A 19,925-nucleotide genomic window follows, 5' to 3' on the forward strand; every position below is an offset into this window, starting at 1 on the left:
GGACGATGTTTGTAACAGAGCTTGGCAATAAAAGCCACTACCCGCGCTGGCATTTTTATCGACATTATGGCAGGACCTTCCCCGGAGGATTCATTTGCCATGATCGTTCCCAGCAATTCCATAATTTGGAACATGACGCGGAAATGCAATTTCCGTTGCGAATATTGCTACTTCCCCCACGACAATTCCCCGGTGACGGAGACTCTCGACGCCCGGCGAATCAAGGCTTTTCTCGACGCCACCGGGGAGACTTGGAAAGTCGGACTGACCGGCGGCGAACCCTTCATCTATCCCGGTATCGTCGATATCTGCGAAATCCTCACTGAAAGCCACATCATCGGCATCGACACCAACCTGTCGGCGTCCTCCAAAGTGCGCGAGTTCACGGAGCGCATCGACCCCGCGCGGGTCCACAATCTTTACGTCGCCCTGCACATCGAGGAGCGCGAGAGGATCAAGGGCGTGGACGCCTTCATCCGCAACGCCCGCCTGCTGATGGACAAGGGCTTCGAAATCATCGTCAATTACGTGGTCCACCCCACCCTGGAAGAGCGGTTCCACAAGGACGTGGAGTTTTACGGAAGCCACGGCATCAAGATCACCCCGCGCCCCTTCCGCGGGACCTTCGAGGGAAGACGCTACCCCGAAGCCTACGGCGACCGGGCGCAGGCCATCTTCGCCGACCACCCGGAACAGGGCAAAAAGGTGGCCTTCAATTTCGAGGGGCTGCCCTGCTCGGCGGGCCGCACGCTGTTGCGCATGGAATCCGACGGGACCATTTTCCGCTGCCCGGGCGACAAGACCGTCCTCGGCAATGTCATGGACGAGGTGCGCCTCTACGAAGGATTCCCGCCCTGCACCAAGAAACGGTGCCCCTGCCGGGGGCTGGACCATGTGCGGCTGACCTCCGCCCAGGCCGCCCTGGTCGAAGGCGTCCAGTTTGCCGTGGTGGCCGAAAACAAGGCATCCGAAGAGGCTTTCCGGCAAGCCGAAAAAACGGCCCCGGGCAACCCGTGCGGCGAGAACAATCTCGGCGTGCTGGCCTGGCGGCGCGGCGACAGGGAAGAGGCCGTTCGGCATTTCGAACGCGCCGCGCAAGCCCGGCCCGACAACGGGCTCTACGCCGAGAACCTGGACACGGCCCGATCCGGTGCCCCCGGCATCGATCCCGGCATCTGCCTGGACATCAACGCCGCGTCGTAACAGGTTTCCAAAAATATATCATTGGCCTGGACCGATTCTGGACATCATTCAAACAACCCTATACGGTGTATGCGTTGATAGAAATGACGACCCGTTCGGCGTTTTGTGACTAGCGAAGGCCCATGGAATCAAAAGCCTACAACATCCTCATGTACTCCCACGACACCTATGGTCTGGGACACATCCGCCGCACGATGGCCATCGCCCGGAACCTGGTCGGACCGGAGGTGAACATCCTCATCGTCACGGGCTCCCCAATAGTCGGCCGGTACTCCATGCCGAAGGGCATCGACTTCGTGCGCATCCCCGGCATGATAAAAAAGACCAACGTCGTCTACGTACCCCACTCCATCAAGGTCGACCCCAAGATCGCCATTTCCATCCGCACCCAGATCATCTCGGCCACCGCCAAAAGCTTCAAGCCCGACCTGCTCATCGTCGACAAGGTCCCCACCGGGCTCAAACGCGAGGTTCTGCCCACCCTCAAGTGGATGCGCAAGAAACTGCCCTGTTCCCGGGTGGTCCTCGGCCTGCGCGACATCCTGGACGACGCCGAATCCACCCGCGCCGACTGGAAACGAAAAAAATTTCCCGAGGTCCTGCGCGACCTCTACTCGGAGATATGGGTCTACGGCACCAAATCCATGTACGACCCCATCACCGAATACGCCTTCCCCGACGACATCGCCGCCAAGACGGTCTTCACCGGATACATCCCGCGCTTCGTGCCCAGCACCCGCAAGGCCAAACGCAGGCACAAGCAGATCATCGTCACCATCGGCGGGGGCGGCGACGGCTACAGGGTTCTCGACACCTACCTCAAGATGCTTGAGACGAACGGCTCCGTCGATTTCAACACCCTCATGATAACCGGCCCGTTCCTCTCCCCCGAACGGCTCGACGAACTGGCCGACCGGGCCCGTTCCCTCAAAGTTCAGCTCAAGCCCTTCGTGCGCAACATGGAAAAACGCATGGCCAAGTCCGACCTCGTGGTCTCCATGGGCGGCTACAACACCATGTGCGAAATCCTCTCCCTGAAGAAGCCCTCCCTCATCATCCCGCGCGACACCCCGCGCCAGGAGCAACTCATCCGCGCACAGGTCTTCAAAAAACAGGGGCTTTGCGAATTTCTCCCGTGGGACAAGATTTCGCCCGAAACCATGCGCGAAAAGATCAACGCCCTGCTTGACGACCCGTCTTCCTACACCACCGCCCTAGAATCCTTTGCCATGACCGGCCTGGACGTCATGCGCGAACGTCTCCAATTCTTCCGAGAGAACTGCTGACATGCCCGAACATTCCAACAACAAGACCTTGGGCATGGTGCTCAAGGGCTACCCCCGCATTTCCGAAACCTTCATCTCCAACGAGATTCGCCTGCTCGAAGAGATGGGCTTCAAAATTCACATCTACTCCATGCGCGCCCCGCGCGAGAATTTTTCCCACGAGTCCGTCAAACGGATCAAGGCGGGCGTCACCTACCTCCCCTCGTCCATGATCTGGGGACTGCCGACCCTGCTCTATCACAATATCCGCCTCTTCCTGCGGATGCCCGAAAGATACCGCGAATGCCTCAAGCTCATGGCCAAACGGTTCCGGCTCGCCCCCAAAAAGCACACCTGGGTCAAGCACATGCTCCAGGCCGGGTACATCATGCAGAAATCCGTCATCGACGACGGCGTGGACCTGGCCCACCTGCACGGCCATTTCGCCCACACTCCGACCACCGTGACCATGTACGCCGCCTGTCTCGCCGGAATCCCTTTTTCCTTCACCGCTCACGCCAAGGACATCTACACCCAGGACCCGCGCCGCATACAGGACAAGGTCAAACGCGCCAAGTTCGTCGTCACCTGCACCCGGTACAATGAACAGTACCTCCGCGAACACGTGGCCAACGGCAACCCCATTCACTGCGTCTATCACGGCATCAATCTCGACCTTTTCTCTCCCAACGGACGCTCGCCCGAAATCGCGCCGCCCTATCACATCCTCACCGTCGCCCGGTTCGTGGAAAAGAAGGGCCTCGACACCGTGCTCAAGGCCCTGGCCGAACTGCGCGCCAGAGGCATCGAGTTCCGCTACACGCTGGTCGGCGAGGGCAAGGCCAAGTTCAACCGCAAAATCAAGGACCTGGTCCACAGGCTCGGCCTCGACGACGTCACCACGCTCCCCGGCACCATAACCCACGACGAGGTCATCAAACTTCTCGGCTCCGCCGACTGCTTCACCCTCGGCTGCCGAAAGGCCAAGGACGGAGACCGCGACGGCATCCCCAACGTGGTCGCCGAAGCCATGGCCACCGGCGTGCCCGTGGCCGCCACCGACGTGTCCGGCGTGCCCGAACTCGTCACGCACGAACAAACCGGCCTTCTCTGCCCGTCCAACGACCCCAAGGCGTTGGCCGACATCATCCAGCGCGCCCTCACCGACAACGACTTGCGGCGAACCATCATCCCTGCCGCCGTGGAACAGGCCCACGCACTCTTCAACAACAAGATCCTCATCCGCCGACTCGGCGAAATCTACAAAAGCCACGACGTGCCCTGCGGGCAATAGCCAGCCCGGCGGCCTCCTTCCGAGAGACCACCCATCCGCCGGTCGTGCCGGTATGCGAATTGGCGAAAAAAAGAGCGCCCCGCTCTGACACAGCCCCTCCCCGCGAAGCGGCACCAAAAAGTTTTGGAGATTCTAAAGAACCTTTTTCAAAAGGTTCTTTAGCCGTCGGAGACGCCCGGCCGGCGAGGCCCCTCAAAAAGAGTACGCCCCCTATCGGGCCTGGCCGAGCATGAAGACGCCGAAGGTGGCGAACAGGTTGGGGAGGAAGGTGATGACCTTGCCTTGTTCATCGTGATGATGCGTGGAGAGGGCGAGTTCCTTGACGATGGGAACGCCGAGGTGCTTGCAGAAGCGGCGGAAGTCGATGATGGGAATGACCCGGATGTTGGGGGTGTTGTACCACTCGTAGGGAAGTTCCTTGGACATGGGCGCGCGTCCGGTGAAGAACATCTGGAAGCGGTTCTTGTAGTGGGTGAAATTCGGGAACGAGACGATGCCGAGTCTTCCGACGCGGAGCATTTCGCGAATCAGGGTCTCGGGATCGAGGACCTGCATGAGGGCCTGGGAGAGGATGACGTAGTCGAAGGCGTTGTCGGGATAGTCCTCGATTTCCTCGTAGATGTCGCCGTGGATGACGGAAAGCCCCTTGGCGATGGCGCGGCCCGCCGCATCCTCGTCGATCTCGATGCCGGTGCCGACGATGGCTTTTTCATCGGCAAGATGCGCGAGGAGCGATCCGGTCCGGCAGCCGAGGTCGAGAACGCGGCTGCCCGGCTCGATCCATGAGGCGATGACTTGAAGATCATATCTCATCGTGGACTCCGATCCGGCAATGCAGGCATATCTTGTTGAGGAACCCGGCGAGCAGGTCGCTGAGACGTTTGTTGGGCAACAGGAAGGCGTCGTGTCCCCAGGGGGCTTCGATCTCGCAGAAGGAGACGTCGAGGCCGTTTTTCTTCATGGCCTTGACCATGTTCTTGGACTGATAGGTGGGGTAAAGCCAGTCCGAGGTGAAGGAAACCACGAGATAACGGCAGGAGGCGCGGGAAAAGGCGGCCACCAGCGAACCGTCGCCGTAGTGATTTTCGAGATTGAAATAATCGGCTGCCTTGGTGAGATAGAGGAACGAATTGGCGTCGAACCTGTCCACGAACTTGTTGCCCTGGTAGCGCAGATAGGACTCCACCTGGAAGTCGGCTTCGAAGTCGAAGGAGAGTTCCACGCGGTCCTGGAGCCTGCGGTCGAACTTGTGGCGCATGGATTCATCGGACAGATAGGTGATGTGTCCGACCATGCGGGCCACGGCCAGCCCGTGCTCGGGCCTGCCGGTTTCGTAATAGTCGCCCCTGTTCCATTTCGGATCGGCCATGATGGCCTGACGGGCTACCTCGTTGAAGGCGATGGCCTGCGCCGAATGCTTGGTGGTGGTGGCCAGGGGAATGGCCGCGTGAACGCGATGCGGGTAGCGCACGGACCATTCGAGGACCTGCATACCGCCCACTGAGCCGCCGACCACGGCCAGCAGCGTATCGATGCCGAAGGAGTCGACGAGACGCCGTTGCGCGCGGACCATGTCGCCGATGGTGACGACGGGAAAGGACGCGCCGTAGGGCCGTCCGGTCGCGGGGTCCGCGGACGTGGGCCCCGTGGAACCCATGCACCCGCCGATGACGTTGGAACAGATGACGAAATACTTGTCGGTGTCTATGGGCTTGCCCGGCCCGACCATGAGGCTCCACCAGCCGGGCTTGGGATCGTTCCCGGAGTAGACCCCGGCCACATGGGAATCGCCGGTCAGGGCGTGGCAGACCAGGATGGCGTTGGTCTTGTCCGCATTGAGGGTTCCGCAGGTCTCGTAGGCCAGCGTCACCGGTCCGAGCCTGCGCCCGGACTCAAGCTCAAGGGGTTCGTCCCCGCCGAAGGTGAAGAAACGCTTCTCCACCAGCCCCACGCTCTCGCCGGTCTCAATCTGATCGACATATTCACTCATGGCGAAGAAAGTAAGGCAGGTAACGGGTGCGGTCAATGGCGCACCCATCGCGATGCCTTATGAGAGGGATGGGCAGGACTTAGAACTGCGCGTTCATGGAGGCCAGGCAGCGCAGGAGAGCCTCGCGGTCCTCGGATGGGCAACCGGCCAGCAGCTCCTCGGTGAGGCGGAGGTGAAGGCGGTCATGCTCCTCGAACAGGACGCGGCCCCGTTCGGCGAGCTCCACGTTGATGGACCGGCGGTCCGTGTCGTGAGGAACCCGGCGAACGCATTCCTTGTCTTCGAGGCGGTCCACCAGCACGGTCAGGGTGCCGGTGGTGACGCCCATGGCCTCGGCCAGCTCCTTCATGCGCATAGAACCGTGGATGCCCAGCACCTCCAGGGTGTGCATCTGCGGCAGGGTCATGCCCTTTTCCCGGACCACATCGTGCTCCCAGGACGAGAGCTTCTCGAAAAACTCCACGATGGCGTGATTGATTCTTTCGACCATTCCGTTTCCTCCCCTAGATGGACGCGTACAGGCTGTAGGCACCAAAGGCGATGGTCATGAACCCGGCCGCACGCATGACCGCCGATTCCACCCAGTCCCGGGTCAGGGCGCGCATCAGCCCGGCGGCCTTGTAGATGGCGTAGATGACCGCGCCCAACGTCAGCCCGGTGCTCAGGGCGTAGACCGCGAAGACCGCCGTGCCCTTGAGCACGCTGCCCGAGTCGAGCGCATAGGTGTACATGAGCGCCACGGTCGGGCACGGCACGATCATGTTCACGAACCCGATGGCGAACAACCCCCAGGCGGTCATGGACCTGGCCGACGGCGCGCAGGCCCGGCCGCCGCAGACGCGGCCGCGATCATCGTGGTCGTGGTGGTGATGATCGTGATCGTGCCCGTGGCCGCCGTGATCGTCCCGGTCATGAGCGTGATCGTGGTCATGGCCGTGATCGTGGCTGTGCAGCAGATGCGGCCGGACAATCAGGATCAGCCCCAGAACGAGCAGGACCGCGAACGTGGCCACATCCACGTACAGCGCGAACGACTCGGGGATGGCCAGGGAGACCGAGCCGAGCGTCAGGCCGATGAGAAGACAGGCCAAAGAGGTTCCGGCGATAAAGGAGAGGGTCAGGGCAAGAACCCGCCCCCCGCGCTTCTCGCCGTACACGAACGGAGCCAGAACGAGCCAGGAATGGCCGCACGGGTTGATCCCGTGCACCAGCCCGAGAAACACGCTCGATTGCAGGGCCACCTGGAATATGGAGTCGAATTGCATTGTCCGTCCTGTTTGCCGAGGGAGTGATTGTTTGACTTTCAAACTTTCTATCGACGGTTTAGTTTGAATGTCAAGGCAAAATAGGAGGACGGAACGCCGCTCAGTCCGGGCGGGAATAGGCGGTCAGCCGATCGCCCAGGGTGCCGGTGTGCAGCTCGAAAAGATGATTGTCGTGATCGTGGAAGTAGAGAGAGCGGCCCTCCCCCGCGATGCGGGAGCGGCCCGCGCGGACGTCTAGGCCGTATTCGCACACGCGCCGCTCATAGGTTTCGAACTCGCTGTCCGGAATCTTGAAGGCAACGTGGTTGTAGGTTTTGCACTCCAGCGGATCGCCCTCCATGACGGCCACCCAGACCCCGCCGATGACGAAGAACCGCTCGCGGGAAAGGGAATGCGTGTCCTCCCCGCTGTCATAGACCCGCTCGGCGTCGAAGATCGCCCGCAGGAACGCCTCCATGCGGTCCAGGTCGCGCACGATGAAGGTGATATGGCTCAGTCCCTCGATCATTCCCCCGACTCCGTAACGCCGCCGAAGAGCTTCCAGGCGGACATGCCCCAGGTGAGGTTTTTGACGTCGCTGTAGCCGTCGCGGCGCAAATGAAGCGCGGAGGGCGGAGAGCGGTGGCCGGTCATGCAGACCACGACCACAGGCCGGGAAGGATCGCCGATGGCGGAGGCCAGGGCTTCGGAGGTGAACGGATACGGCAGGTTGACCGCGCCGGGAATGTGGAAGAGCTTATACTCCGCCGGAGTTCGCACATCGAGAACGGTCGGGGCGGAATCCCCGCGCAAGGCCCGGCGCAATCCCCAGGGACTCATGGGGCGCACGCCGCGGAGCAGCCACCAGCCCGCTTCCCACAGAATCAAAACAGCGAGAACGACGAGCACGGCGGCCAGAATGCGCATGGGCTATTCCCCGCCCTCGCCAGACCTCTCCGGCGAATCGCCGGGTGTCGCGGACCCGAAGCCGCGCTCCCCGTCCCGCCCCACGGTCACGTTGATGGCCGAGCCGGGTTTGAGCAACACATCGCGTTGCGGGAAAGGGAATTCGATGCCGTTCTCGTGGAAGGAATTCCAGATGCGCAGCAGGACGTCGCTCTTGATGTTGGACACCCCGTCGGCAGCATCCGCTATCCAGCAGCGCAGTTCCAGATTGACCGAGCTGTCCCCGAACTCCATGAGCAGGGCGCGCGGCTGCGGCGAAGCCAGGATGCGCTTGAGCCCCTTGGTGGACTCCTCCATGAGGCTCATGGCCTTGTTCACATCCGAACCGTAGGAGATGCCCACCGGAATGCGCAGCCGCACATCCGAGTCCGAATAGGTCCAGTTGATGACCTCGTTGGTAACGAAGTGCTCGTTGGGGATGAGGTATTCCTTGCCGTCGCGGGTCTTGACCGATGAGAAGCGGCCATACACCCCGCTGACCACGCCATACACCCCGCCGACCTCAATGGTGTCGCCCGGCTTGATGGAACGGTCCATGAGCAGGATGACCCCCGCCACGTAGTTGGAAATGATGGTTTGCAGGCCGAAGCCGATGCCCACGCCGAGCGCGCTGGAGAAGATGGCCAGGCTGGTCAGGTCGATGCCCATGCCGGACAAGGCGAGAAGCACGGCCAGGGTGAACAGGACCACCTTGACCGTTTTGCCGAGCAACTCCTGGCCCGAAGGGGAAACGCCTTTCAGGCTGCCTATCCGCCCTGCCGCGAAACGCGACAGCATGGACGCGGCCTGAAGCAGGACCACGGCCAGGACCAGTCCCTTGAGCGCGCCCAAAGCGGTGAACTGTGTACCGCCCAGGGAGAAGGACAGTTTTGCCAGAAAGGATGTCAGGGGAGTGAGCAGGCCGAGGATTTGCAGCGAGACGAAAATCCAGACCACGGTGGCCGTGGACCGGGCCAGAGCCCTGTTGGGCATGGCGAATGACAGCAGCCGAAGCGCTATCCCGGCCGCGGCGAGCTGGCTCACCGCGTCCAGCACCCAGGGCGTGTGTCCCAACAATTGAAACGCCCCGGCCCCCGCCTGGACCAGCGCGATGAACAGGAATATCCAGCCGGTGCTCTCCAGGGCCACAAGGAGAGCGCGGCCCAGCGGGTTGCCGCTCAGTCTTTCCCGCCATCGGACGAGGCCCGGCCGGACGGCCCGCCAAACGGCCATGGCCAGGAGCAGGGCCGCCAGGGCGGCGCCCCACTGAACGGCGGTCTGCCAGGTCAGGACATTGGCGCGCAGCCATCCATCCAGGAATCGATAAGCTTCCGAAAGCTTGCTCAGTACCGGTTCAAGCTGTTCCTTCATTCGCGCCTCCTCGTCGCCCGTCATCAACTCCCGACAGCCAGGTCAACCACCGTGGCGACGAACAGGACCACCGAGATGACCCCGTTCATGGTGAAGAAGGCCACATTCACGCGGCTCATGTCGTCGGGTTTGACCAGCAGGTGCTCGGCCATGAGGGTCACGCCCACCAGGGCGGCGACCGTGAAATAAACCCCGCCGAGACCGGCAGCCCAGCCCGCGAGCAGGAAAAAGGCGGCCGCAGCCGCGTGGCTCAGTGTCGAGATGCCCAACGCCGCCGGAATGCCCAGCCTGGCCGGAATGGAATAAAGTTCGCGTTTGCGGTCGAACTCCGCGTCCTGACTGGCGTAAAGCAGGTCGAACCCGGCCACCCACAGGGTCACGCCGCAGAAAAGCAGCACCGAGGGCAGGGAAATGACCGGCTCCACGCAAATCCAGCCAGCCACGGGCGCGAGGCCGAGAACCGTGCCTAGCACGAAATGGCACCAGTAGGTGAACCGCTTGCAGAAGCTGTAGGACGCGGCCATGACCAGGGCCACGGGCGACAGCTTGAGGCACAGCGAGTTCATCAGTCCGCAGGCGACCACGAAAACCACAGCCGTGGCCGCGATGAAGACCAGGGTGAAGCGGGTGGACAACTCGCCCGTGACCAGCTCGCGCTTCTGCGTGCGCGGGTTTTCACGATCGATGTCCAGGTCGGCGTAGCGGTTGAAGGCCATGGCGAAGGAGCGCACGGCCACCATGGCCACGGTCAGAACGATCATGTTGTACAGCCCGGGCCACCCCCGGGCGGCCAGGAACGCGCCCATGTAGGCGAAAGGCAGGGCGAAGACCGAATGCTCGATCTTTATCATCCGGCAGACCAAAGCCAGATTCTTGGCGAAACTCATCGTCTTTCCTCTCTAATACTTGTTGACCAGCATGGCCCCGGCCAGAAGCAGGACGACTCCCAGGATGCGGGGCCAGGACACGGTATGCACCTGATAACTGAGCAGCCCGTAATGGTCCAGCATCAGGGCGGCCGTGAGCTGACCGGCCAGGAGCCAGGCCATCATCGACGTGGCGCCGATCTGCCCGGCCAGGACGATGGTCGCGAAAACGAAAAACGCTCCCAGCGCGCCGCCGGTCCAGGCCCATGCGGGGGCCGACCCGGCCATGGCCAGGGAAGGAACGGGCGCGCGCATGGCCAGCAGATAGCCGCACAGGACCAGCGTGCCGACGCCGAAAGAGACCGCCGCGGCCCATACCGGGTCGCCCAGGGAACCGCGAAGCCTGAGGTTGATGCCCGCCTGAACCGGCATCAGGGCTCCCGCCAGCAAAGCAAACAATATATACACGATTTTCATGGAATCACCCGTTCCTTTGTCTGGATTTTATCAAGAACAAATCAAGACTATATACGCATCCGTCCGGAATTGTAACGGCCTTTGCCTGCGGAGTCCACGATTTCACTCGTATCGTTTGCACGTAAATGTCGAAAGGACGTCACCGGAACGCCACCCATGGATCGGACATAGGGTCTAGGAAGGATCAACTCGAACTCCAACAGCCGGAGGAATATCATGACCCGGAACCAGATCAGGGAAATACGGTCCCATCTCATTCAGGGACTGCACAGCATCAACGGCCAATTGGACAGCGGCAGCACCGTTCTCGAGAACTGCCCGGACGACACCGACTTCGCCGCCCAACTCGCCCAGCACGGGCTCAACGTGGCCATGCAGCGACGCCACGTGGCCCGCATCCGCGAATTTGAAGCGGCCCTCAAACGCCTCTCCCACTCCGATTACGGCATCTGCGAAGAATGCGGCGAGGACATCGGCGTGGCCCGGCTCAAAGCAAACCCATCGGCCCGCCTCTGCGTGGCCTGCCAGTCCGCGGAGGAGGACGGCCTGAGCCGCCGCTGCGCCTAGGCCGCCGAACGCATTACCCTGCGGCGGTGAGCCGCAACGGAGAAACCCATGGCTGACCCCATGTTCAAAGTGGACATGCATGTCCACTCCCGCTATTCCACGCGCCCGTCGCAGTGGATCCTGCAAAAGATCGGCTGCCCCGAGAGCTTCACCGAGCCGCGCCGACTCTACGACATCGCCCTTGCCCGCGGCATGGACATGGTTACCGTAACTGACCACAACACCATCGCCGGGGCGCTGGAAATAGCGCATCTGCCGAACACCTTCATCAGCGAAGAGATCACCACCTACTTTCCCGAGGACCGCTGCAAGCTCCATGTGCTCGCCTACGACATCACCGAGGCCCAGCACGAGGACATCCAGCGTGTCCGCGAAAACGTCTTCGAACTGGTCCCCTATCTCCGCGAGCAGGGCATCGTCCATGTCCTGGCCCACCCCCTCTTCGCCGTCAACGACCGCCTGACCCCGGCGCACTTCGAACAGGCCCTGCTCCTCTTCAACACCCTGGAGGAAAACGGCACGCGCGACGCCCGGCAGAACAAGACCCTGCGCGACATCGTCACCAGGCTGACCCCGCTCGACATCGACCGGCTGGCCAACCTGCACGGCATCGAGCCGTGGGGCGACGAGCCCTGGGAAAAGGGCCTCACGGGCGGTTCCGACGACCACAGTTCGCTGAACATCGCGCGGATGCACACCGTGTTCCCCGGCCGCCCCACCCTGAACAACGTGCTGGCGGGATTGCGCGACCGCACGTCCAGGCCCGCCGGGACCCCGGCCAATCCCCGGACCATGGCCCACAACCTCTACGGCATCGCCTACCAGTTCTACAGGTCCCGCACCGGCTCCCTCGCCCCCGAGGTTTCGGAGCACCTCTGCTTCCGGTTCATCAAATCAGCCCTCGCCCCGGGCGCGGAGCCCAAGCCGGCGTCCTTTTCCTCCCTGCTCCACCGCATCATCGGGCGGAGCAAGGCAACCCTGCACCGGGAATACGGCCCCACCGATTCGGTCCAGGGCCTGCTCCTCAAGGAGGCCGCCGACATCATCGCCCACGACCCGTCCCTCCTGCGCATCGCGCGGGGCAAGGTCGACGACGTCGTCACCCTGGAACGCGAGTGGGCCAGATTCGTCTCCCTTGCCGCCAACCGCGTCCTCGCCCAGTTCGCGGACCGGACCCTCAACTCGGTCCTCGGCGCGAACCTCTTCGACGTGTTCCACTCCATCGGTTCGGCAGGCTCCCTCTATACCCTGCTGGCCCCCTATTTCGTGGGCTACGATCTTTTCTCCACCGAGCGGGGCTTCTCCAACTCCTGCCTCGACCGGTTCCGCAAAAAGAGCGCGCGGACCAACGACGACCTCAAAATCGCCCACTTCACCGACACCTTCGACGAAATCAACGGCGTGGCCCGCACCATCCGCCAGCAGTTGAAAATGGTCGCCCGCCACGGCAAGGACATGACCGTCATCACCTGCGGAGCCAAGGCCGACGTGCCCGGCGCGGTGTCCTTCGAGCCCGTGGGCCGCTTCGACATCCCGGAATACCCGGAACTCTCCCTGGCCTATCCGCCCTTCCTCGACATGCTCACCCACTGCTTCGAGCAGGAATACGACTGCATCCTGGCGGCCACGCCCGGCCCGGTCGGCCTGGCGGCCCTGGCCATCTCCAAGATTCTCAAACTCCCCTTCCACGGCACCTACCACACGGCCTTCCCGGAATACGTCGGGGCGTTCACCGAGGACGCGGGCCTGGAAGACGGCTGCTGGCGGTACATGTCTTGGTTCTACAACCAGATGCAGATCATCTACGCGCCGAGCGAAGCCACCAAATTCGAGCTTATCGACCGGGGTATCGATCCCGGCAAGATCGTCACCTATCCGCGCGGCGTGGACACCGAGCGGTTCCACCCATCCAAACGCAACGGATTCTTCAACCAGTTCTCGGTGGGCGGCGGCACCAAGCTCCTCTACGTGGGCCGGATATCCAAGGAAAAGGGCCTCGACGTGCTCACCGAGGCGTTCCGCAAGGCGTCCAGGATGCGCGACGCCATCCAGCTGATCGTGGTCGGCGACGGCCCGTATCTGCCCGAAATGCAGCGCGCCCTGCGCTCCACGCCCACCACCTTCACCGGCGTACTCAAGGGCGAGGCCCTGGCCCAGGCATACGCCAGCGCCGACCTCTTCGTCTTTCCCTCGGCCACCGACACCTTCGGCAACGTGGTCCTCGAAGCGCAGGCGTCGGGCCTGCCCGTCATCGTCACCGACAAGGGCGGTCCGGCGGAGAACGTCCTGCCTAACGAAACAGGGCTTATCGTCCCGGCCGGGGACCCCGATTCCCTGCTCCGGGCCATCCTCCACATGGTCGACAGCCCCGAGCGCATCCAGTACATGCGGCGCAAGGCCCGCTCCCACGTGGAGAAGCGCACCTTCGACGCCACCTTTCTGAAGACCTGGGAAATATTCGGCTCCCACGTGGCCGCCTAGGGCGGCGCGATAAGAGGCATCCCGCCTCCCGACTCGTCTGCCTAAGAAACAAGAAGCCCCCTGCTTCGCCCGATGGCCTGCGGCAGGGGGCTTTCTTATGCGGCCTCCTCGACAAAAAACGACGATCGGCCGCCCGCCCGAAACGGAAGCGGGGGACCCCAAGCGGAGCCCCCCGTTTATGCGTATGAACGCGCTGCGGAACGGCGCGAACCGTCCCGCGAAAGACCAAGCCCGGGCGTCCCGAAGAACGCCGGAGCCGCTATCCGCGCACCTTCTCCAGGAAGGCGGTGGTGGAGTATCCTTCAAGCAGCGGCAGGCTGTGGACCTGCCCGCCCGCCTTGGCGACCGCGTCCGCGCCGACGATCTGGTCGACGGGCCAATCGCCGCCCTTGACCAGCACCTGCGGGCGGCACGCCTTGATGAGCTCCAGCGGAGTGGATTCGTGAAAGATGACGATGAAGTCCACGCACTCCAGCCCGGCGAGCACGAACGCGCGCTCCTCGGCCGTGTTCAGCGGGCGGTCGTCGCCCTTGCCGAGCATCTTGACGGACTCGTCGGAGTTGAGTCCGAGGATGAGAGAGTCGCCCAGCGCGCGAGCCCGCCGAAGCAGGTCCACATGACCGGGATGGAGCACGTCGAAGCACCCGTTGGTGAAGACCAGCCGGTGGCCGGGCGCGAACTCCGCCTTCCGCTTGAGGAAGGTCCGGATGCTCATGAGCTTGGGATTTTCGGGCAGAGCCATGCTATTCTCCTCCGGGCCGAACGCCCTTGCGGCGCAGGGGCACGTTTTTGGGTTTGAGCTTGGTCATATCCTGGAAGAGCACGAGCTCGAACCAGTCCATGGCGAAGGACAGGGCCACGTTCTCGTTTTCGAGAATGGCCTTCTGCCGCTTCTCGTCCACCTCCACTCGCTCGAAGAGCTGCATCTTCTGGATGAAGCCCTGGAAATCATCGATCCTGTAGAAGGCGAGAACGGCCATCTGGCTGAGCTTGTCGGAAATGGGATGGCCGAGCTGGCGGGTGCGGGACAGGATGTTCATGTACCTGTCGTTGAACGCGGTATAATCCTTGAACCCCTGGTCCTGTTTCCAGGACTCGCCGGTCCATTCGTCCTTTTCGAAAAAGCCTTTGCAATGCTCCTCGCGCACGATGAAGAACTGCTCCAACACGCCGCCCTTGCCGTCGGGACGGGTGGCCCTTCCGAGCGGATACATGCGGCAGGCGCCGGGCCGGTCCTCGTAGATGCGGCATCCCTCGGGGGTGACGAAGGCGCAGGAGCGTCTGGCGTTGTCGAGCATCTTGAATTTGAACACGGGGAAGTTGGTGTCCGGCGCATGGAGGCCCACGGCGTGGACGCGCAGGAAGTCGAGGGAGGACATGCCCAGCGCGGCCCGCATACGCAGGATGTCATAGGGGGTCAGAACCATGTCCAGGTCCGAGCAGCACGCGTTGAAGCACTCGATGCCCGGGTAACACTTGAAACAGTATGTCTTGCCCTCTTCCAGTTCAGGAAGGGAGTCCAGAAATTCCTTGGTCTCGTCGCTTTCCATATTGGTTCTCCGGGAAATGTTTCCATTTTCGTCCGCCGAGCGGCGACGGGCGTGAGTCCTCCTAGCACTTGAAGGGAGGAAACGCAAAGGAGAGGGGACTCCGCCATGTTGCGGAAGTCCTCCCTTCCTTTGCGTTTTTCAGGGATGCGGTCGAGGGAAGGCGGCCCCATGTTTTTTTTGGGGGGGAAGGGGAGGATGAGGATGGAGGAAAAGTAGCGCAGGGGTATTTTCGCGCTTCGCGGCAGACCTCCACGCGCTACGATTCCAGAAAATACGGCTGCCACACAACAACGCGCTGTGGGGCAGCCCGCGCGGGCGTGACTCGATTGTCGCCAACTCGTGATGGCGCTGAAAAGCTTGTTACGCTGGCGTAGGGTAGATAGCATTCAGCCAGCACGGAAGAGAACTCCTTCCCTCCTCTGCGGGGCGGGCCTCCCACACAGCCCGCCCCGCAGCCTCTCCTTGCCAAACATGTCGGTTTGTGGTTCACAGAAAGCGACCATGCGTACATTCATTTTTTTGCCGCCGGTAACCAAACCCACCGGGGGCGTCACCGTGCTCAGACGGCTGGCCGACATTCTGCACGAGGCCGGTCACGAGGCTTATCTCGTGGCCCGGGAGAAGGGCGGCTGGCGTCCCGACGGGCTGGCGAATGCCGCGCCGGTGTTGGAATGGGAAGCTTTGAAGCTGACCGAGTCGGACGTCTGGATGGTCCCCGAGGGGTGGATCAACGCCTTGGCTCCCGGCCTGTACGCGAGCGCCCAATGCTTCAGCTACGTCCAGAATTGGGCCTATCTCTTTTCCTCCATGCCCGAGGGGGTGGACTGGCACAGCCTGCCTGTGGAGTTTTTGGCCGTGTCCGATCCGGTCTCGCGGTTCGTCAAGGAAACCACCTGCAAGGACGCCCCGGTTCTGCGGCCCGGCATAGACCGGACCCTCTTCCGTATGCCAGACGCCAAGCCGGGCGGCCGGGTGCGGGTGGCCTACATGCCGCGCAAGAACAAGGCGTTGGTGGAGCAGATCAAGGCCATTCACCAGCACCGCTGCGGCGGGAGCCGGGTCGACTGGGCGCCCATCGACGGCATGGACGCGCAGGGCGTGGCCGAAACCCTCCGCGCGTCCCATATATTTTTGGCCACGGGGTTCCCCGAGGGGTGCCCCCTGCCGCCGCTGGAAGCCATGGCCTGCGGCTGCCTGCCGGTCGGTTTCACCGGCTTCGGCGGATGGGACTACATGCGCCAGGTCCAGGCCGCGCCGCGCCATACCCCGTGGATTCCCCTGCGCGAGGTCCCCTGGGGCGGCAACGGATTGTGGTGCGCCGACGGCGACGTGCTCGACGCCGCGCTCTGTCTGGACGACGCCGTGCGCATGTTCCAGGAAAAGGACCCGGCCCTTATGGCCGCCCTGGCCGCAGGCCAGAAAACCGCCAACGCCTATTCGCTTGAAGCCCAGAGGACGGCCGTTCTCGAGCTTTGGGAACAATTGTGAGTCGATACTGATGGGAAAGACCAATCGTCCGGAACCCGAATCGTTGGAGTTGCCCCGGGTAGGGGTGGACTCTCACGCCCACCTGGACCTAGAGGATTTTGACGAAGACCGTGAAGAACTCATCCGCCGCGCCCTTGATTCGGGCGTGAGCCGGATCATCAACGTTTTTCTCGGCCCGGACGCCTATGAACGCGGGCGCGGCCTTTTCGACGCCCACCCGGAAATCAGTTTCCTGATGGGCGTGCATCCCAACGACGCGGACCAGCTCACCGACGAGATCGAGGAGCGGATGCGCGGCCATTTCGCGGCGGACCCGCGCCTCAAGGGCGTGGGCGAGATAGGTCTGGACTACTATTGGGACCGCGTGACGCCCGAGGTGCAGAAAGAGGCCTTCGTCAGGCAGCTTCACATGGCCCACGAACTGTCGCAGCCTGTGGTCATCCACTCGCGCGACGCCAACGGCGACACCGTGGACATCCTGGAGGCCGAAGGGTTCCGGGACTACCCGTTGCTGTGGCACTGCTTCGGCGCGGGCATGGAGCTGGCCGAACGGATCGTGGCCAACGGCTGGCACATTTCCATCCCCGGCACCGTCACTTTCCGCAAGCTTTCCGATGACGTCCAGGCCGCCGTGGCCCGTATTCCCTTCGAGCGGCTGCTCGTGGAGACGGACTGCCCGTATCTCGCCCCCGAGCCGTGGCGCGGCAAGCGCAACCATCCGGCCCTGTCCGTTTTCACCGCCCGCCGCGTGGCCCAGATCAAGGGCCGTCCCGTGGAGGACGTGTGGCGCATCGCGGGCGAGAACGCCCGTCGTTTCTTCGGCCTCTAGTCCCGTTTCCACGCCTCCTTGTCTTCGCTTGACTTGGGGTTGGAAAGGCATAGTCTGCGCTCATGAATTTCCTCACTCCGGGCATGAGGCTCATGCTCCTCGGCACCTTCTTTTTCTCCATCGGCTCATTGTTCGTGAAGATGGCCGGGAGTCGTTTGCCCACCATGGAGGTGCTCTTCGTGCGCGGCCTGGTCGGCGTGGTGCTCTGCCTTATCATGCTGCGCAAGTCCGGGGCGGGTATGTTCGGCAAACGCAAAGTCCTGCTGGCCGCGCGCGGCCTCTTGGGATTCGGGGCCATGTTCGCCGATTTCTACGCCATCGTGCATCTGCCCCTGGCCGACGCCCTGGTGCTGATTTTCTCCCATCCCGTGACCGTGGCGCTGCTCGCCTGGGCGCTGATGGGCGAGCGGCTGTCCAAGAGCGCCATGTTCTCCATCGTCATGTCCCTGGCGGGCGTCACCCTGGTCTGTCGGCCGGGATTCCTGTTCGGCGGCGCGCCGGAGCTTGATCCTCTGGGGTTGGTGGCCGCCCTGGTCAGCGTGTTCCTTACTTCCTGGGCCATCCTGTCCGTGCGGGTGCTGGCCAAGACCGAGCCGCCCGCCGTGGTCATGCTCTATCCGCCCATCGCCATCAGCCTGCTCGCGCCGCTTTTCGCCGACGGCTGGATAATGCCGACCGTTTTCGAATGGGGCGTGCTTATCGGGGTGGGGGTGTTCATGAATATCGGCCAGTTCTTCATGACCAAGGGGTACGCCATCGAGTCCGCGGCGCGGATCAGCGGAGTGTCCACTCTGGAGATCGTGTTTGCGGCCATGTGGGGAATGATGTTCCTTGGAGAGATTCCCGACCTGTGGACCGTGGGCGGAGGGTCGCTCATCATCTTCGGCGTTCTGGCCCTCGGACACAGCGGCGTGCGGGAGCGGGCCGCGATCCTGAGAAAAGGCTCGGCGGCCTAGAGCTTCTCGAATACGCGCAAGAGCTCCTCGTCCACTTCCTCGGGGCGCTCGGCGTTAAGCGTCACCAGCCTGTGTAGGAAGGTGAAGCTCAATTCGTCCATTTCCTTGAACGACATGGCCGCGAATTCCCCCATGGCGCGGACGATTTCTCCCGACACCACTATGCGGATGCCCGGCGAGAGCGGCAGATGCAGTTCGCAGGCCGTCCCCGCGAGGCAGTCTCCGCAACCTTCGAGAAGCGCGCCCTTGAGGCTCAGGTTCCGGGTGGACACGGGGGTGACCACGTCGCCGACGGTGACGTACGCCTCGAACCCGGCGTCGATGCGGGTGTTGTGCCGTTTATTCCTGTCCATGCGGTTCTCCTGTCTGCGCGAAGCATACCACAACAGGCGTCAGTGGCTCAATCGAATCGGCGAATGATTGACTTGTTCCCGTTATGGTTTTTAATGGAAGTCATGAATCTCAGCCAACTTTCTTCCATCATTGACGATTGGATGGCCGTTCCCGGGAACAACTCCCTCGGGCCGGGCCTGTCGCTGCCCGCTTTCGACACCCCGCTGGTCGGATGCGCCGCCGGTGACGATCCCCTTTTCGATTTTCTCAAGCGGGACATCGGGGCGGAGTTCTACTGGACCCCGGAGGAAGCCTTCGCCCTGGCTTTCCCCGAGGCCGGAGCCGACGGCTCCGATCTCAGCGTGGTGTCCTGGGTCCTGCCGCAGACGCGGAACACCCGTCAGGCGCACGGCCTCAACAAGGAGTTGCCGAGCATCGAATGGAGCCGCGCCCGCCATTATGGCGAGATGGTCAACGAGGCGTTGCGCCGGTTCGTGGTCCGGTCCTTCGAAGGGGAAGGGGTGCTCGCCTGCGCGCCCGCGCTGCTGCCCATGTGGACAAGGGCGGAATCCTCCAAGTACGGGTTTGCCTCCACCTGGTCGGAGCGGCACACGGCCCATGTGTGCGGGTTGGGAACCTTCGGCCTGTCCGACGGCCTCATCACGGCCAGGGGCAAGGCGATCCGCGTCGGGTCGGTCGTCGTGCAGGCGCAGCTGGCCCCCACGCCCCGGACCTACACCCACCACAACGAATGGTGTCTTTTTCACGCCAAGGGGAAATGCCGGGCGTGCATCAAGCGGTGTCCGGCCGGAGCCATCTCCGAAAAGGGCCATGACAAGGTCAAGTGCAAGGCCTACATCCGCACCATCACGGCCGCGCACGTGGAAGAGCATCAGCTCGGTTTCCGCGTGAACAGTTGCGGCCTGTGCCAGGTCAGGGTGCCGTGCGAGAGCAGGAACCCCACGGCCGTAAAATCGGAATAGCCAGTCCTCGTACCGGACTCCTTCGTGCGGATCTCCGATCCGTCGGCGTTCTTCGGCTTTTGCGAAAAAAAGGCCGGGTCCCC

The 19,925-nt window shown here is 62.9% G+C and carries 21 protein-coding genes; 9 read left to right on the forward strand and 12 right to left on the reverse strand.

What is annotated here, in order from left to right; genetic code table 11:
• The first annotated feature begins 132 nt into the window (after positions 1-132).
• The 3 genes from PSN43_RS01520 to PSN43_RS01530 all read left to right on the forward strand — a co-directional run bounded on the left by PSN43_RS01520 (position 133) and on the right by PSN43_RS01530 (position 3,762).
• Complete coding sequence (locus PSN43_RS01520; protein ID WP_272698949.1) at positions 133-1,203, forward strand: radical SAM protein; 1,071 nt, start codon at positions 133-135, stop codon at positions 1,201-1,203.
• 122 nt (positions 1,204-1,325) lie between these two features.
• On the forward strand, positions 1,326-2,489 hold the full coding sequence (locus tag PSN43_RS01525; RefSeq protein ID WP_272698950.1) for a glycosyltransferase family protein: 1,164 nt from the start codon (positions 1,326-1,328) through the stop codon (positions 2,487-2,489).
• 1 nt (position 2,490) lies between these two features.
• Entirely contained in the window at positions 2,491-3,762 is a 1,272-nt protein-coding gene (locus PSN43_RS01530; RefSeq protein WP_272698951.1) for a glycosyltransferase, read from the forward strand.
• A 210-nt stretch (positions 3,763-3,972) separates the two neighbouring features.
• On the opposite strand, the gene metW is transcribed toward PSN43_RS01530, so the two are convergent.
• The 9 genes from metW to PSN43_RS01575 form a co-directional block, all read right to left on the reverse strand.
• Positions 3,973-4,575 carry a methionine biosynthesis protein MetW gene (gene metW, locus PSN43_RS01535; protein WP_272698952.1) on the reverse strand — a complete coding sequence of 201 codons (603 nt, stop codon included), beginning with the start codon at positions 4,573-4,575 and terminating at the stop codon, positions 3,973-3,975.
• On the reverse strand, positions 4,565-5,752 hold the full coding sequence (gene metX, locus PSN43_RS01540) for a homoserine O-acetyltransferase MetX (protein WP_272698953.1): 1,188 nt from the start codon (positions 5,750-5,752) through the stop codon (positions 4,565-4,567). The genes metW and metX overlap by 11 nt, the downstream gene beginning before the upstream one ends.
• 79 nt (positions 5,753-5,831) lie before the next feature.
• Positions 5,832-6,242 carry a MarR family winged helix-turn-helix transcriptional regulator gene (locus tag PSN43_RS01545; protein WP_272698954.1) on the reverse strand — a complete coding sequence of 137 codons (411 nt, stop codon included), beginning with the start codon at positions 6,240-6,242 and terminating at the stop codon, positions 5,832-5,834.
• 13 nt (positions 6,243-6,255) lie between these two features.
• On the reverse strand, positions 6,256-7,017 hold the full coding sequence (locus PSN43_RS01550; RefSeq protein WP_272698955.1) for an urease accessory protein UreH domain-containing protein: 762 nt from the start codon (positions 7,015-7,017) through the stop codon (positions 6,256-6,258).
• 100 nt (positions 7,018-7,117) lie between these two features.
• The gene (fosX, locus tag PSN43_RS01555; RefSeq protein ID WP_442874856.1) at positions 7,118-7,525 is read right to left on the reverse strand and encodes a FosX/FosE/FosI family fosfomycin resistance hydrolase; all 408 of its coding nucleotides are present in this window, start codon (positions 7,523-7,525) and stop codon (positions 7,118-7,120) included.
• The gene (locus PSN43_RS01560) at positions 7,522-7,923 is read right to left on the reverse strand and encodes a rhodanese-like domain-containing protein (RefSeq protein WP_272698956.1); all 402 of its coding nucleotides are present in this window, start codon (positions 7,921-7,923) and stop codon (positions 7,522-7,524) included. Before PSN43_RS01560 ends, fosX begins: the two co-directional genes overlap by 4 nt.
• Positions 7,924-7,926: 3 nt before the next feature.
• Positions 7,927-9,312 carry a mechanosensitive ion channel family protein gene (locus PSN43_RS01565; protein ID WP_272698957.1) on the reverse strand — a complete coding sequence of 462 codons (1,386 nt, stop codon included), beginning with the start codon at positions 9,310-9,312 and terminating at the stop codon, positions 7,927-7,929.
• A 23-nt stretch (positions 9,313-9,335) separates the two neighbouring features.
• Entirely contained in the window at positions 9,336-10,199 is an 864-nt protein-coding gene (locus tag PSN43_RS01570) for a UbiA-like polyprenyltransferase (RefSeq protein ID WP_272698958.1), read from the reverse strand.
• A gap of 12 nt (positions 10,200-10,211) precedes the next feature.
• Positions 10,212-10,655 (reverse strand): DMT family transporter, encoded by a 444-nt coding sequence (locus PSN43_RS01575; RefSeq protein WP_272698959.1) that lies wholly within the window; start codon positions 10,653-10,655, stop codon positions 10,212-10,214.
• Positions 10,656-10,871: 216 nt separating this feature from the next.
• Between PSN43_RS01575 and PSN43_RS01580 the strand changes: the two genes are divergently transcribed.
• Both PSN43_RS01580 and PSN43_RS01585 read left to right on the forward strand, forming a co-directional pair.
• Positions 10,872-11,222: a TraR/DksA family transcriptional regulator gene (locus PSN43_RS01580; RefSeq protein WP_272698960.1), complete on the forward strand. Its 351-nt coding sequence runs from the start codon at positions 10,872-10,874 to the stop codon at positions 11,220-11,222.
• Positions 11,223-11,270: 48 nt separating this feature from the next.
• Positions 11,271-13,703, forward strand: coding sequence for a glycosyltransferase (locus PSN43_RS01585; protein WP_272698961.1), 2,433 nt, complete (start codon positions 11,271-11,273; stop codon positions 13,701-13,703).
• Positions 13,704-13,962: 259 nt separating this feature from the next.
• Here the strand turns inward: PSN43_RS01585 and rfaE2 are convergent, their stop codons facing one another.
• Together rfaE2 and PSN43_RS01595 are read right to left on the reverse strand one after the other, a co-directional pair.
• Positions 13,963-14,445: a D-glycero-beta-D-manno-heptose 1-phosphate adenylyltransferase gene (gene rfaE2 / locus PSN43_RS01590; protein WP_272698962.1), complete on the reverse strand. Its 483-nt coding sequence runs from the start codon at positions 14,443-14,445 to the stop codon at positions 13,963-13,965.
• Position 14,446: 1 nt separating this feature from the next.
• Positions 14,447-15,253: a YkgJ family cysteine cluster protein gene (locus tag PSN43_RS01595; RefSeq protein ID WP_272698963.1), complete on the reverse strand. Its 807-nt coding sequence runs from the start codon at positions 15,251-15,253 to the stop codon at positions 14,447-14,449.
• Between the two features lie 501 nt (positions 15,254-15,754).
• Here PSN43_RS01595 and PSN43_RS01600 point away from each other — a divergent pair.
• From PSN43_RS01600 to PSN43_RS01610, 3 genes are all read left to right on the forward strand, one after another.
• On the forward strand, positions 15,755-16,741 hold the full coding sequence (locus tag PSN43_RS01600) for a glycosyltransferase family 1 protein (protein WP_272698964.1): 987 nt from the start codon (positions 15,755-15,757) through the stop codon (positions 16,739-16,741).
• Positions 16,742-16,751: 10 nt separating this feature from the next.
• Entirely contained in the window at positions 16,752-17,570 is an 819-nt protein-coding gene (locus PSN43_RS01605) for a TatD family hydrolase (RefSeq protein WP_272698965.1), read from the forward strand.
• A 62-nt stretch (positions 17,571-17,632) separates the two neighbouring features.
• Positions 17,633-18,526 carry a DMT family transporter gene (locus PSN43_RS01610; protein WP_272698966.1) on the forward strand — a complete coding sequence of 298 codons (894 nt, stop codon included), beginning with the start codon at positions 17,633-17,635 and terminating at the stop codon, positions 18,524-18,526.
• Here the strand turns inward: PSN43_RS01610 and PSN43_RS01615 are convergent.
• Entirely contained in the window at positions 18,523-18,879 is a 357-nt protein-coding gene (locus PSN43_RS01615) for a PilZ domain-containing protein (protein ID WP_272698967.1), read from the reverse strand. The two genes, PSN43_RS01610 and PSN43_RS01615, sit on opposite strands and share 4 nt — an antisense overlap.
• A 102-nt stretch (positions 18,880-18,981) precedes the next feature.
• On the opposite strand from PSN43_RS01615, the gene PSN43_RS01620 reads away from it, so the two are divergent.
• On the forward strand, positions 18,982-19,842 hold the full coding sequence (locus tag PSN43_RS01620; protein ID WP_272698968.1) for a 4Fe-4S ferredoxin: 861 nt from the start codon (positions 18,982-18,984) through the stop codon (positions 19,840-19,842).
• Positions 19,843-19,925: the final 83 nt, after the last annotated feature.

The sequence above is a fragment of the Desulfovibrio sp. Fe33 genome, from assembly GCF_028532725.1.
Classification (GTDB): Bacteria; Desulfobacterota; Desulfovibrionia; order Desulfovibrionales; family Desulfovibrionaceae; genus Pseudodesulfovibrio.